Consider the following 14,236-nt stretch of genomic DNA (forward strand, 5'->3'; position numbering starts at 1 on the left):
AGAGCGCTTTCAATTGTGCTCTTTTTTATCTAAAATTATTTTTTATTATTTCTTCAAAATCCTCTTTTATAAACTCCCAATATTTTCCTTTATAGCAAATTGGGTCAAAATCATCATCAGCTTGTTCAAAAGAAATAAAGTTTTGAATGATTAAATCTTTATCATGGCTATAAGGGTATCTTTGTTCGTGTAATTCTATCATTTGGCTTATAGAATAGGAATCAAGTAAATTATGTAAATCCCAATAATCCTTTTTTCTTCCGCCTCTTTGAATGACATCTATCTTCATAGCAATAATTTCTTCAATAGTAGCCATTCTTATTCCATCTACTTCGATAAAAGGTTGAATAAATGTATCGGTATAAAATATATCTAATTTTATAGTGTTATTTTCATTATTTCCAACGAAATATGCCTTCCCCATTGCAGGTGGAACATCTAAAAAATCAACATAGTCAAAATTGTTTTTCAAAAAATCTTCAATCTCTTTAAAATTTAATGTACCATATTCAGCATCACTAAATAAATCAATATCTATGGATTCTCTATGCCCAATTTGAAGACTTAATGCAGTACCACCAACTAATCTAAAGTTTTGAAAAATAGGAGCATCCATTAGAGTAATGAGACTATTTTTTAGCAAATCATTTACGGTATTGTAATAGAGCATTATGCTTTTTGTTTGTTTTCATTAATAGTGTAAGGTTTTCTTCTTGAGTTTTGAAGAGCCACACTAATCTTAGGTAAACCGTAAAATGCTTCTAGCTCTTTTTTTTCGGTTTCATTTCCTCTTTCGTAAACACGTTGAATAATTGCTCTGTATTGCTTATCCCAGTTAATTTTAGAAATATCGGTATCCCAAAAAAGTGATTTTCTTAGATTAGATAAGTTAGGAGTATGGAGTGATTTCTTTTTTTCTTCAGCTATTTCATAAAAAGTTTGAAGAAATGCCATTGAACCTTCTTCTAAACCGAGTGCTGCTTCAATTTTTAAAGCTAATGCAGTATTGAGACTTCTTCTGCCTTTAGTAATAGCATTAATGGTTTGTGGATGTTCTCCTATAGAAAGGGCAAAAGGACGCTGAGAAATCTCTTTTTTTGCTAATAAACGCTCTAAAATGATTCCTGGATGAATACCTTTATATTTTTCTAGTTCAAAACTCATAATACAAATGTAAACAAATTTGTTTACATATTGCAAGAATGTTGCCAGAGTTTAGAACTAAAGATGATATTTATGATGAATTAATAAAAAGTAAGAAATTTCTTTCTATTTTGCCGATACAATATCTTTTTTCTTATTATTCATAAGGGTTAAAGAAGGTGGAGGTGTACTCGAGGTGTTACAAAAATTAATTATTAAGGGGAAAAATTATTTTTTACAAATTTACAATTTTTCTGTTATAGTTAAGTTTTTTATATTTTGAAACGATAAAATGCGGCTATATTATATCTTTTAGCAACCATTTCACATACTGAGTTAGTAATAAGTTCTTTTGTGCTTTTAAGGTATTCAACGATGTCTTCTCTGGAATAAAGACTTTCTAATATTTGTATGTCTTTTTCAAAAGTTTCTGGAATTGTGGCATACAAAGCTCTTGGGATTATAATGTCTTTATCCTTATCAATATTTAGTTTACTATAATCTATATCCCAAAACAAATGTTTGGGGAAGATAGTTGATATGTCAACTTGTTTATTCATAATATAAACTTATGAAATATTGTTTAATGAATTTTATTTACGTTTTCTTAGAATCGAATTTAATTCTACTAAATTAATATTTAAACGCTTTTTCCATTAACTGTTGTTCGCTTCTTGAAATTCCAATTTTGTTTGCAATTTCTTTCCATTTGCTTACAACACTACTAACTTCATTAATTATAGTGTTCATTTGTTTTTCATTTAGCCTGAAGTATTCTCCAACACTTTTAGCTAATTCAAAATCTAAATCATTGTTATACATGTCAATATTTAATGACAATCCATCTTTGTCAATTGAAGGATTTAAATCATATGCAGGAGATAATATCCAACCCTCATTAGTTAATATAAAACCATGATTTCTAAGATGATCATCTGTATTTGAAATGCTTATATTAAAAACGATTCTGCGCCACAATTGATGCAGATTTTTTTCAATACTTACACCATAGTTACTAATAAATTCAGCTATTTCTAAGTAACTTGGGTGATTGTCTTTTATTGTTTCTTCATTATTTCCAGTCATAGTCATTGCAGATGCAAAATGAATTCTTTCCCCATTTTCTCTATCAAAACGTTTCGTGAAAAAGGTATTATAATTACCCATTATTTTTTCTATACGACATGGAGCCATGTCAATTCCAGCTTGTATTGCTAATTCATAGGCTAAGTATTCCCATGCTGCTTTATCTATTGTATCTGACTTTGATGGAAATTTGGCTATCCACAAACTTTTATCCGTATCTAAGATATTGGCTTTGGGTCTTGCTCCTCCTAAAGAAGAACCAGGTGCAATTAATATTGAAAGCCATTTTCTTATTTCATCATTGTCTTTATCATCTTCAATGTTTTCAGCCGCGTTTTGAAGCTCTCTAATTGACGACCAAGGTGGAGTTGAAGCAATCTTGTTATTATCTAGAAAATCGCCATTTGGATCAATTTTGAAGCGTAGCGCACCCATTCTGCTTTCATCGTAAACGCCTAAAAGAAAATCTATATCATAAAGAGTTGGTGTCTTTACATTATTTTCTTTAGCTAATTGTGCTGCTTTACGTTTCATCAGTGTTCTTCCCCATGTATCGGGCATACTATCTAAAAAAATACCAAAGTTTTCTTTTTGATTTGGATATTGAGAACCTGAAAACAAACTTATGTCTGGATCTAATAAAAACTTTTGTCCTGTTTTAAGCCATAAAGCATCATACTCAAAACTAAAAGCTTTTTTACCTTTCGCTTGTTGAGCAGATAATACTCCAATAAGTTTAGGTTCCTCCATACCTATCCAATCGGCATAAACATATATGTCAGTTTTATTTAGTGCCATATTTCATTATTTTAAAAGTTCCAGGTCTTGTAATCTTCTGCCTAATTCATCGTCGGCAGCTAACTTTAAAAAATCATCTTGAAGTCCTAATACTCTCAATACATTAAAGTAAGCTCCCATTGCTACACCTGAATTTCCAGATTCAATTAAGTATAATGTAGAACGTGATATATCAGCACGTTCAGCAACTTGTGTCGTGGTTAATTTGCGTCTTTTACGGGCTACTTTTATATTTTCTCCCATTTTTTCAAGTATCAAATCGTACTTCGGAAAAATAGATTGCTTTTTAGTATTCATAAAAAAATGATTGTTATTATATACAAAATTAACCTTTTTGTTTTAAATAACAATCATTTTCGTAAGTTTAATATTGGGTTTATTTAATTTTACTTGCAAAAAAGTAAGTTTAAAAGTTGTCTAGAGTCTTTTTTAAAATGAAATGGTAAATTATTCACCGCATATTTTGCGGTGAATAGAAGAGTTATTCACCGCATAATTTTATTATTTTATAACAGGGGTATTATATTTTGAGTAGTGTCATTTTTTATTACCACACTTTGGACAAACAATCCAATCTTCTTTCATAGGGGCATGACATTTTACACATTCATTTTGTCTATGATTTATTTTTCCTAATTGATTACTTTTTGAAGTATATTCATCTGGAATTTCATTCAAAAAGCTTGATTCATTTCCTTTTTCTGTAACTAAATATAATTTGTCTTTTGCTCTTGTAATTGCTACATAAAACAATCTTCTTTCTTCTTCTAAAAGCAAATTATAGTCCGCTTTTTTGATAATTTGAAACAATCTATCTTCTAACCAAACATCCGGAAAACCTCCTTTTCCTTCGGTAAGACCAATGATGAAAACTACCTTTGCTTCAAGTCCTTTTGACGCATGAATTGTTTTACCATTAACAAAGAATTTATTTTGTTTGAACTCATTTCGGTAACTTGAAAACATATTATTCCTTCTGTACAAGAATAAAATATCATCTTTAGCATATCCCTCTTCTAATAGCTCTTGTACTTTTTCAATACAATATCTTATATTATCATCTAAATTATTCCCTTTTTGAATAATGATTTTTTGCTGAGAATCTTTTACAGCTGCAATGTCTTTATCAATTTTGTGTTTGTTGTATTTAATAACTTCATTACTTGCTTCTACAATATTTCTCTCACTTCTATAGTTTTGATTGAGTTTAATTACTTGTGCATTTGAGAAATACTTTTCAAAATTGATAATATATTCTACATTGGATCCTCTAAAACCGTAAATACTTTGCCAATCATCACCAACACAAAATAATTGAGTTTCTGGCTTTATAAGTAATCTTATAAGTTCAACTTGTAAATTATTTACATCTTGAAATTCATCAACTAATACATATTGAAATTTATCTAGATAACGCTGTCTTACATCTTCATGGTTTGTAAATAAAGAAGTTGTCTTAGATATTAAGTCATTAAAGTCAAGATATGATTTATTGGTGGTGTAAGCTATATATTCTGAAATAATTGGAATCGCTAATTCATAAAACACTCTGATACGTTCATGTTTATCTTCTGAAGCTCTTTTAATTACTTCATCAAGAGAGATATTCTCTACTTTTATCATATCACAAATTCGAATGATTTGACGAACAAAGTCTTTTACTTCTTCAAAATATCCTTTGAACTCTTCTAAAAAGCTCAATTGTTTCTTTTCATGAAAATCGTATGGTAATCTACTTTTTACAATTTTATCTAAGGTGTGATTGAATACAGCTGAATCTTGAGTGTCTTTTTCAAAAGTTTTGGCATACAAAATATTTCCTTTGGCAAACTGTTTTTCTTTAGCTTCCATTGGATAACTCAAATCACTAACGTGCTCTAGATACAAATTAGCATCTGGAATATAAAAATCAGGATGAAAATCAAAGTCTTTTACATTCAGCAAAGGTTCATATTCAAAAGAAATACTATGTCTGTAAAGCCAATCTGCAATATATTGTTCGGATTTAGACTTTACTTTTGTACTATTCAAAGTGGTGTAAAACTTACCATCAGTTACTTTAGTATTTTCGTATTCTTTTGAAATATGAATTTTATCTACTAAATAATCCAAAACATAACGCTTTGTTTTTAACAAGAAAGCATTATCATCACATTTTTCAATGAAGATTTTGTGGAATACTTCAAAGACAGTTTCATCAGCTATTCTGTTAGAAATATCTTCAATGTCTGTTGATTTTTCATCACCAATAATCTTAAACTTATTATCAAATTCCTTTACACCATCTGATCGCAATACACTATAACAAAAACTATGAAAAGTACGAACCGTTAATCCTTCAATCCATTTGTATTTACGCTGCCAATTTCTACGTTCGGCGTCTTTTTCTTTCTTAGTTAATACCTTACTAAAAATAATACGCTCATATAAACCCGTTGTATCAGCAGCTACAATTAGACGATCCATCATTTCATTAGTAGCATTTTTAGTAAATGTAATTGCTAAAATACTAGATGGATGTACTTTCTTTTCTTCGATTAAATAAATGATTTTTTGCAACAATGTTTTTGTTTTGCCTGAACCTGCACCGGCCAAAACTAAAAGACGCTTATTATCACTAACAACAGCTTCTTGTTGTTTGTCGTTTAAACCATTTAATATGTTGTTATTGTCTAACATAAAATTTATTTTCTCCCAAAATCAGCAGGGTTTTCACCCCATGCTTTGGTTTCCCATTTTAATAATTCGTTTTCATAGGTGTTATTTTCTAACCATTTTTCGGCTCTTGCTATCAATTCGAATAGTTTTTTGTTTTTCTCACTTGGTGGATGATTCGTTCTTGCCTTTTTTTCATTTACCCAGCCTAATGCAATTCTACTGTCTGAGTAAATAGGAATTTTCCAATGCCATTGTTTTGATAAAGCCAATGCGTGTACTATAGCTAAAAATTCAACAATATTGTTAGTGCCGTCATCTAAAGGACCGACATGAAATAATACTTCATATGTTTTTAGATAAACTCCTTGATATTCAACTACACCAGTATTTGTATTCCAAGCTCCATCTACTGCAATTGCATCTTCAATAGGCTCACCTATGAGCGCTAAGGCTTCTTTTGAAAGCGTGCTCACTACTTTTTTATTTTTTCCTATGTAATGTGAACTTGAATCATGAAAAGCTTGTTCTGCCAAGGCTTTAGATTCAAACGATTTAAAAACTGCTCCATCAAAACCATTAGTTTGTGCTTTACAGTCTTCCCATGAAGAAAACACACCTGTTTCTCTTCCTTTCCAAACGACATAAAATTTAGGTTTCTTAGCCATTACAATGAAAAATAATAATCTTTAATCTTTTGAGCCATCAACTTTCTTCGCATTACTAAGAAATCTTGATAGTTTTCTAATCCCATTGTCATAATTTCAGCTGGAACACAATTCGCATTTAAATTCGCTAATAATTCCTCTTGAGAAGCCAAACCACTTACTAATCTATTGTCAGATGCAATTTGAGAATTTACCAATTCAAAATATTCTTTGGGTGGTTTATTTCCTACTTTAATATTGATTTCCGATTGCATATACACATAGTTGGCAATCTGATTGTATTTTCCTCTGTCTAATCCGTTTTTCTTTAGAAAATCTCTAGGGAACAAATGGTGGATGTCACCTCTTAGGGATATTAAGTCTCCTACTAATACATCTTTAGATAAGAAACCTCTATCATTGGCTTTAACTTGGGATGCTAAAAACACATTGAAATAAGGACTACTCGCTACTGAAGTATCTAAACTTTGTGGTAACGAAGCATTCCAAAATGCCTCTGATAATTCTCCTTCTTCCTTTTCTTTCAAATACTCATCAAAAGGGCGATTGTGAATTTGTTTAATATCAAAATCAAAGACTGATTCAGGCGAACCTGAATAACGACCTGTTAATACCGAATACACAAACCAACGTTTTACATAGCTTTCAATGTGAACCGAATTAACACCTAACTCTCTCAATTTTAAATATAAGATGTAAGCAAAGTTTAAAGCATTTTGCGAACGTATCAACTTAGGCGAAATAAATCCGGCTGACTTGATTATCATAATGAAACGTTTAAAATGAGTTTCATTAATGAAATTGAAAACTCCTTGTTTCAATTTCTCAAAAGATTGTTCGGCAATGCTATCTTCAAAGGAACGTGTTTCAAAGTTCCTACCCGATAGTAAACTCACTAAATCGGATAAACGCCCTCTGTTGAATTGAGAGGTAAAAGCAACACGAATTAAATCAGTATACTCAGGGTCGTACAAATCTTCGTTTTCAGATTTTAACCATTGCATTTTGGCAAAAAACTCCGTTTTAGCAAACTCTGGGTCATTGTCAACGATATGTTTGTAGAACTCTGGAGAAATAGCTAAATGACAAAAATAATCTATGGCTTTACGCAATACGTTGCCTTGATATTCGGTATTGGAAGCGATTTTACTCATGGCAAAATCTGCCTGACTTAACACGACTCCTTTAGAGTTAATTCTAATGAATATCTCTGTTACGGTTTCAATATCTAAATCGTGCGATAATTCAATAATTCCTATTTGTTTTTTAGGAATGTTAATCAAATTCGTAAAAGCACGCTCTACTAAATCTTCATCGGCTTCAGGATTAACGGCTAAATAATTACGCACTAGTTTCAAAATACTAATCTCACCACTTACGGCTTCTGCTATATTGGGAATCCAAGTGTGGTCTTTTAAAATAGCTGGATTTTGTACTTCAAACTTTTCTAAAATAGGATTGAAAGCAATTTTGATTTTAACACGTTGGTAGGTTTTATCAATAACATATTCACCCAGTAAAGCAGCTGTTAAGGCGGTTACACGTTGTTGCCCATCGATTAATATCTTCTTGCCTTCACTCATACTACCGTCTTTTAAACGGACATTAGGATTACGCCAAGCAATTACATAGCCTACAGGAAAGCCCTGATACAAACTATCCATTAAGTCTCTGACTTTTGAACTGTCCCAAACAAATGGGCGCTGTATTTCTGGTATGGCAATTTCACCTGATTTTACCCAGGTTAAAAGTGTTTCTATTAAGTGTTGGTTTACGGAGTATTTTTGCATATTATTGTTTTTTTTTCTTCAGGGTGTCTTCTAAATATCTTATTTGCTCTCTAATAATATTATCATAAAAATTATCATTATCATCAATCTCAGATAACATTTCACTTAATTTAATTCTTATAATTGGTTCATCTATTAAAGAGATTATTCCTTTATGAAATTTAAGAACTTCATCATTTATTCTGTATTTTTCTTGAGAATTTTCATTTTCAAATTTTCGTTTATTGAGTAACTCTTTATTTAACCAATCAATAGTCATATCAATTTTATCTTTTGCAAAGTCTCCAATAAATCCATTTGACATGAAAAAATTATCACTTAATAATTCATGTATATTAGCGCCAAATGTTTTTCTGCTACCTTTTTTTTGAATTGATTTACCATTTATAACTTCTAAAAACATAATATTATTACTAGGAATATCTGATAAAATAAAAGGTGAATGCGTAACAAAACAAATATTAATAGATTTAATTTTTCTCAATTCAATCCTGCTTATGCTATCTAAAAAATATTTAATGAACGATTTTTGCATTTGTGGATGAAAATATAATTCTACTTCTTCAAAAATGATATTTATATTTTCATACTTTATTTTATTTCCTGTTACAGAATCTAAATTATAAAGATGATAAAGTAAAGAACTTACCATATATATTTGCTGTTTTTCACCTGAACTCAGAGAACTAAACTTGATTAATTCATCTAATTCTTTTACAGGTTTAAGAACTATATCAATATCAAAAATTGGAGGAGGTATTAATTCTAAAATAGATTGGTTCCTTTTTTTTATTTTTTCAATTTTTTTTGAAAGTTCTTCAATATTTAATTGAATATCATCATCTATTATATTTATTAAATCATTCTTTAAATAATTTAAGGTTTGTTTTAATTTAAAGGTAATATGACTATCGTCATCTTTAATTTTATTGATAAATTCTTTGAATAGACTTGTATCAAACTTGTAATGTTTTGGAAGTAAAAAATGTTTATAATCTTCATATTTTTTGCATATTGAAACAAGTTTATATACAATATATTGTCTTGCTAAATCATATTTAACATTTTTAGAAATAACTAATTTTATATGAGGAATACCATGAATTTCAAACATTAAAGAATTTACTAAATCATCTTTCTCTCTAACTGTAAAAGCACCTAGTTTAAAAAATCTTTCTATATCTTCTCCTTTACTATCTTTTACCCAATAAGAAACCTTTTCTTTTTTAGGCTTAAGTTTTAATATTAGAGTATCAGCTTTTAAATTATCACCAAATTTTCTAAAATCAATTTTACCTTTTTGAGAAGTTCTAAGAATGTTTGCTAATAATCTTTGTTTAACCAATTCATTTTCTCTATTAATATCAAAATTACCAGCAGTTCTCATTGGATTCAAAACTAATGGTGTTTGATAAGAATCGTTTTTGTGAAATAACTCCTTTAACCAATTTATAAATACTCCATTTTTTATAAATCCAAACTCAAAACTATTGTAAGCATAATGAGAATAATTAACGGCTTCAGTATAAAATAATTTACTCAAATCAAACCTAGATTGTTCAGATTTTTCATTTAATAACAAGTTTGAATTGAAACTAAAAACCTCAAATTTTGATTCATTTACTATTATTTTGTAAAACTTATCTGTTTTATAATAAAACTCTACATGAATACCATCAACTATCTTTAAATCAGCAGTAATAGTTTTTTTTGGCAAATCCGATTCAAATTTAAAATTATAAGCAATGTTATTAATAGCTCTAAATAGCAATTCAATAATCGAACTTTTCCCTGATCCGTTTTTACCAACTATTGCACAAATATTAATATTTACATTATTCTTAATTTCATTGTCATTAAATATTCCATTAACAATCTCCTTATTAATTATAATTTGTTCTTTACCATCATTATTTATAATAATTTCATAATCAGAATAGAAATAATATAACTTTTCTTTTTCTAATACCTTAGTATAGTTAGAATCACACTCTTCAAGAGCTTTTATTCCAATGATTTTGAAATTACTTTGTTTCATCATTTATTATTCCTAATTCTATTAATATGTCTTTCTTCATTTTACTCAATGGTCTTTTTTCAAACTTAGTTTCTTCAATATAAACACCAAATGCCAATCTATATACTTCTTCGGGAGAAATTATTCCTTTATATAATGTAGATAATTTTTGCAAATAACTTTCAGAATAAACATCCCTTATTCTCCTCAATTCCTTGATTTCTTCTTCATGAGTTTCATATATCTCTTTAATTTTAAAAGCATTAATAGTATTTAACCCTTTTTTACTATTTGGATTATTTAGCATATTGAACCCGAAAGTGTTTAAGGATTTGTTATAATAACTAAATTTTATTTCCGTGTTTATTATTTTTTCATCATCAATATAGGGATGTAAATAGTCATTAAGATTTAAATTTGTAGCACCTTTTAAAGAACTATTACAGATATGGCATGAAGGAATTAAATTATAAAATGATAGTGCTAATAATGGATATTTACTTTTTGGAAACCAATGATCAAATTCTGGTCTAGTTAATTTTTCAGGTGTAAAAACTGTTTTAGTATACATTCTGTTACAGTAAACACATGTACTAATATCTAGATTATTAGCTAAATTATAAGTAGAATATTTTGTTGTTTTTATAGAGAATGAAGTTTCGTAATTAAAAATGTCTTCAACAAAAGAGTTCAAACGTTTGTACTTTGTAACATTTTGTTTTTCAGCTCTAGTTTTTGGGGTTTTATCAATATTTAACCTAAAATTATCATATCCATCTAACGAGTAATTACTTATATTTGAATAAAACTGATTATTTAAGTCTAATATTTCTTCTGGTTTACCTTGTAAAAAAATCTTCAAAGTAGCATCTGATAAAAAGGCTTTAATGTCGCTATTTGTACAACGATTAACTCTTCTTTTCAAAATTGAAAATAAACCTTTTATATGAAAATCTAATGCAGATTTAATTTTTGCATCATTAGAATTAATGTAAATCATAACATTCTTTTTTTATTTTGTAGATATTCAATTTCTTTATCTATTAATTCTTCCTGTATATTTTTGTCACCTTTTAATTCTTCAAGCATTTCAGCTAACTTTAATTTTAATACATGTTCATCAATAATTGATATTATTTTTTTGTGAAATTCATATTGTCCATTATCCACAATATATTTTGTTTTTAAATTTTCTTTTAGTATTCTTTGTTTGTTAATCCATTCTATGGTAGCGTTTATTTTTTCTTTTGCAAAATCACCAATAAGACCATCATTAACAAAAAAACTGTCGGCTAATAAATCAGTAATGTTTGCACCAAAAGATTTTTGACTCCTTCTTTTTGAATCAACAATAAAGCTTGAGTTACCATTTTTATCTAAATAAAAGATACACTGATTAGGAATGTCCGATAAAGTTAGTGGGTCATGAGTACTAAATATGATTTGAATAACAGGATTTTCTCTAGTATAAATGTATTTCTTTTTTTCTTCATCATATTTTTGCGGATTAATTTTTGAAAAAATAAGAGGAAGAGTTTTTGAAATTGCATTAATAAATTTCTTTTTCCACAAAGGATGAAAGCCTAAATCTGGTTCATCTAGTAGTAATAGATAATATTCATTATTCAAATGTTTACTTTCTTTATTAGTATCAATGTAATTATACAAAGAAGAATAAAAATCTAGCAATGCTTTCTCTCCTGTCGATAGTTTTTTATTTGGAGAAAAATCAAAAAGAGAAATATATATTGGGCTTTTTGGAAATATTTTTAAAATATATTTATAATTATAGATTAATTCATCAAAGAGTAATTTACTCTGATAATCTTGTATACTAAAAATTAAATCTCCATCTATTAATTTGACAAAATCACTATCTATAATTTTTGTTATTTTTTGATAAAATGTCAATATAGCTTCAAATGATTCAGTATAACTTATCATTCTTTCTTTTATGGGGTTCATATCAACACCAGAAAGTTTTGAAAAAGAATCTTTTTCAATATGTGCTATAATTTTTTGACTATCTTCAATTTTTATCCCTTTTAAATCAGTTTTTATTTTCTCAGTTAAAGATTTATACTCATTAACAAAATACATTTCTAGGAAAAAATTTAGTCTGTCATAAAAATTATTTGTTTCATTAATTCTACTAAAATCAATTCCTCCTCCCAAACCTGTTTGAGGAAATGTAGCACCAAGCAATAAATAACTTAAAATGTTTACTTCAAGATTTTTAATAAAATCAAATGAATTATGAATGTAATCGTAACCAGTATTATCTGAGTATTTGTAATCTTTTAAATTCCACAATTTATCAAACTGTTCAGTAAAACTTTCACTTTCTAGAAGACTAATGCTTTTCTCATGAGATTTAATCATATCTTCTATCGAAAATTCACTATAGAAATTTTGCTTGTCTTTAAGTCTACTTATTTCACCTTTTAGCTCATTTTTTAATGCATCACCTCTATGTGGATTTCCAAAATTTGATTCTAGATATGGTGCTCTTATTCTAGATTTTCTTAATTTTTTAACATTTATTTTTATATAATCATAACTTGGAAAATCATAATACGCATCCTTTATTTTTTTGATTATTGAGTCATTTAAAAAATTAACATTTCTATTGACAGAGTCAAGATAATAGTCCTCCAAATTATTATCAAAATAATTTATAAGAGAAATGGGTGAAAAAGTATCAACAAGATCATAATCCAAAGTCGGAGAATAATATAAAGGTTCAAATGACTTATGTTTAATTTCATTAAAAGAAGCCACAAAATTAATTATAACCGTTTTTTCTGTTTCATTAATTATGTCAAATGAATCAGAATTACTTTTTTCAATTAAATAAATTAACTTTTTACTACTTGAATCAATAGAATTATTTAGGGATCTAAGAATTGTAGTTTTTCCAACTGCATTTTTTCCAACTATACAACTTACCAATGAAATATCATTTCCCCAAAATTCATTAATGAAGTTTTCATTTTCAGTTACTTTATTTACTTCAATTTTAGAATTTTTACTTTTAAATAAATAGTTGAATTTGCCTCCTAGATTTAAGGTGAACTCAGTATGATTTTCCCCAAATAAATGAGGAAATGTATTTTCTGGTATATATATTGCTGCAATTCTCATGATCATTTAAATTAATTTTTAATAAATTCCTAACTATTAATATGTTTTTTTGAGCTTAAAATTAATTTAACTATCAATATCATAAATCTTCTAAAATTTGCTCCATTGATATCAATCTTGTGCTTAAAAGCTTCAGTTCATTTGAAGTCGCCTTATTTCCAAAAATCATCTCTAATTGATTAATCATTTCTGGTATTTCATCATCTTTTTCAACAATTATAAAACGAATATCTTTTGGCTCAAACACTAACTTTACATGTTTAGCTAGTTTTATATTTAATGCTCTTCTTTTTGTTTTATCAATATAATTTTCTTTTGTGTAACTATCTTTAATTCCGTTTTTGAATAAAAAATCTCTTGTTGGTGTGAACCTCCATTCCCTTTCATCATAAAATTTCACTTTATTCTTAAGATAGTTATCATCCCTGTAAAACTTACCTTCATAAGGTTTTATATACCTAATAAAATTAGAAAGATTATTATGGACACTATTTATTTTTTTACTTAATTCGATATCTCTTTTATTGTAATGTTCAAATAGCTTTTCTGTAGTTTTAGTAAGTTTAATGTTTTTTAATTCTTTTTCATCAATATCAAAAAACTTTTCAATATTTTCAAAAGCATAATTTAATATTTCGGTTGTTTCAGAATTTGGATAAGAATATATAACAGGGCTTACTTTGTTTTTCATACCCCATTCTTTTGTCAATCCAATGGCATATCTACCATATGTTTTAGTATGATTCTTGACATGTGATAATGGAATATCACAAAAACATGTCATAGGGAAAACAATTTCAGCTTTGTTATTGATTAAGTTTTGATAATTTTCCAAACTATATCTTACAAAAAGTCCATTTTTTAAAATACTAGTTAAATATTTTTTTTCAGTAGTAAAATGAAATAGTGTATTTGAGCTTATGTTAGTATCCATT

Annotated in this window: 12 protein-coding genes; all 12 read right to left on the minus strand. The window is 27.8% G+C overall.

All coding sequences use genetic code 11. The features are described from left to right. Positions 1–25 precede the first annotated feature (25 nt). A complete protein-coding gene (locus AAEO58_RS12820; RefSeq protein WP_026726488.1) occupies positions 26–670 on the minus strand; it encodes a nucleotidyl transferase AbiEii/AbiGii toxin family protein in 645 nt (214 codons plus the stop codon). Further along, positions 670–1,164, minus strand: coding sequence for a helix-turn-helix transcriptional regulator (locus AAEO58_RS12825; RefSeq protein WP_341683802.1), 495 nt, complete (start codon positions 1,162–1,164; stop codon positions 670–672). Before AAEO58_RS12825 ends, AAEO58_RS12820 begins: the two co-directional genes overlap by 1 nt. A gap of 251 nt (positions 1,165–1,415) precedes the next feature. Continuing rightward, on the minus strand, positions 1,416–1,703 hold the full coding sequence (locus AAEO58_RS12830; protein ID WP_341683803.1) for a DUF6922 domain-containing protein: 288 nt from the start codon (positions 1,701–1,703) through the stop codon (positions 1,416–1,418). A 73-nt stretch (positions 1,704–1,776) separates the two neighbouring features. Continuing rightward, positions 1,777–3,027, minus strand: a complete 1,251-nt coding sequence (locus tag AAEO58_RS12835) for a type II toxin-antitoxin system HipA family toxin (protein WP_341683804.1) — start codon at positions 3,025–3,027, stop codon at positions 1,777–1,779. 6 nt (positions 3,028–3,033) lie between these two features. Beyond that, on the minus strand, positions 3,034–3,324 hold the full coding sequence (locus tag AAEO58_RS12840; RefSeq protein WP_341683805.1) for a helix-turn-helix domain-containing protein: 291 nt from the start codon (positions 3,322–3,324) through the stop codon (positions 3,034–3,036). Positions 3,325–3,564: 240 nt separating this feature from the next. Then, positions 3,565–5,706, minus strand: a complete 2,142-nt coding sequence (locus tag AAEO58_RS12845) for a UvrD-helicase domain-containing protein (RefSeq protein ID WP_341683806.1) — start codon at positions 5,704–5,706, stop codon at positions 3,565–3,567. Positions 5,707–5,711: 5 nt separating this feature from the next. Then, positions 5,712–6,350, minus strand: coding sequence for a ribonuclease H1 domain-containing protein (locus tag AAEO58_RS12850; RefSeq protein ID WP_341683807.1), 639 nt, complete (start codon positions 6,348–6,350; stop codon positions 5,712–5,714). Next, the gene (locus AAEO58_RS12855; RefSeq protein WP_341683808.1) at positions 6,350–8,140 is read right to left on the minus strand and encodes a GmrSD restriction endonuclease domain-containing protein; all 1,791 of its coding nucleotides are present in this window, start codon (positions 8,138–8,140) and stop codon (positions 6,350–6,352) included. Before AAEO58_RS12855 ends, AAEO58_RS12850 begins: the two co-directional genes overlap by 1 nt. 1 nt (position 8,141) lies before the next feature. Further along, entirely contained in the window at positions 8,142–10,181 is a 2,040-nt protein-coding gene (locus AAEO58_RS12860; protein WP_341683809.1) for a hypothetical protein, read from the minus strand. Beyond that, entirely contained in the window at positions 10,165–11,157 is a 993-nt protein-coding gene (locus tag AAEO58_RS12865; protein ID WP_341683810.1) for an HNH endonuclease family protein, read from the minus strand. The genes AAEO58_RS12860 and AAEO58_RS12865 overlap by 17 nt, the downstream gene beginning before the upstream one ends. Next, on the minus strand, positions 11,154–13,301 hold the full coding sequence (locus AAEO58_RS12870; protein WP_341683811.1) for an AAA family ATPase: 2,148 nt from the start codon (positions 13,299–13,301) through the stop codon (positions 11,154–11,156). The genes AAEO58_RS12865 and AAEO58_RS12870 overlap by 4 nt, the downstream gene beginning before the upstream one ends. 79 nt (positions 13,302–13,380) lie before the next feature. Next, positions 13,381–14,235 (minus strand): abortive infection system antitoxin AbiGi family protein, encoded by an 855-nt coding sequence (locus AAEO58_RS12875; RefSeq protein ID WP_341683812.1) that lies wholly within the window; start codon positions 14,233–14,235, stop codon positions 13,381–13,383. Position 14,236 lies beyond the last annotated feature (1 nt).

The organism is Flavobacterium helocola (genome assembly GCF_038289885.1).
Lineage (GTDB): Bacteria > Bacteroidota > Bacteroidia > Flavobacteriales > Flavobacteriaceae > Flavobacterium > Flavobacterium cheniae.

What these genes read in the sequence shown, in the direction of transcription:
- AAEO58_RS12820 (WP_026726488.1), bottom strand. Translation starts at nt 670, where the DNA reads ATGCTCTATTACAATACCGTAAATGATTTGCTAAAAAATAGTCTCATT.
- AAEO58_RS12825 (WP_341683802.1), bottom strand. Translation starts at nt 1,164, where the DNA reads ATGAGTTTTGAACTAGAAAAATATAAAGGTATTCATCCAGGAATCATT.
- AAEO58_RS12830 (WP_341683803.1), bottom strand. Translation starts at nt 1,703, where the DNA reads ATGAATAAACAAGTTGACATATCAACTATCTTCCCCAAACATTTGTTT.
- AAEO58_RS12835 (WP_341683804.1), bottom strand. Translation starts at nt 3,027, where the DNA reads ATGGCACTAAATAAAACTGACATATATGTTTATGCCGATTGGATAGGT.
- AAEO58_RS12840 (WP_341683805.1), bottom strand. Translation starts at nt 3,324, where the DNA reads ATGAATACTAAAAAGCAATCTATTTTTCCGAAGTACGATTTGATACTT.
- AAEO58_RS12845 (WP_341683806.1), bottom strand. Translation starts at nt 5,706, where the DNA reads ATGTTAGACAATAACAACATATTAAATGGTTTAAACGACAAACAACAA.
- AAEO58_RS12850 (WP_341683807.1), bottom strand. Translation starts at nt 6,350, where the DNA reads ATGGCTAAGAAACCTAAATTTTATGTCGTTTGGAAAGGAAGAGAAACA.
- AAEO58_RS12855 (WP_341683808.1), bottom strand. Translation starts at nt 8,140, where the DNA reads ATGCAAAAATACTCCGTAAACCAACACTTAATAGAAACACTTTTAACC.
- AAEO58_RS12860 (WP_341683809.1), bottom strand. Translation starts at nt 10,181, where the DNA reads ATGATGAAACAAAGTAATTTCAAAATCATTGGAATAAAAGCTCTTGAA.
- AAEO58_RS12865 (WP_341683810.1), bottom strand. Translation starts at nt 11,157, where the DNA reads ATGATTTACATTAATTCTAATGATGCAAAAATTAAATCTGCATTAGAT.
- AAEO58_RS12870 (WP_341683811.1), bottom strand. Translation starts at nt 13,301, where the DNA reads ATGAGAATTGCAGCAATATATATACCAGAAAATACATTTCCTCATTTA.
- AAEO58_RS12875 (WP_341683812.1), bottom strand. Translation starts at nt 14,235, where the DNA reads ATGGATACTAACATAAGCTCAAATACACTATTTCATTTTACTACTGAA.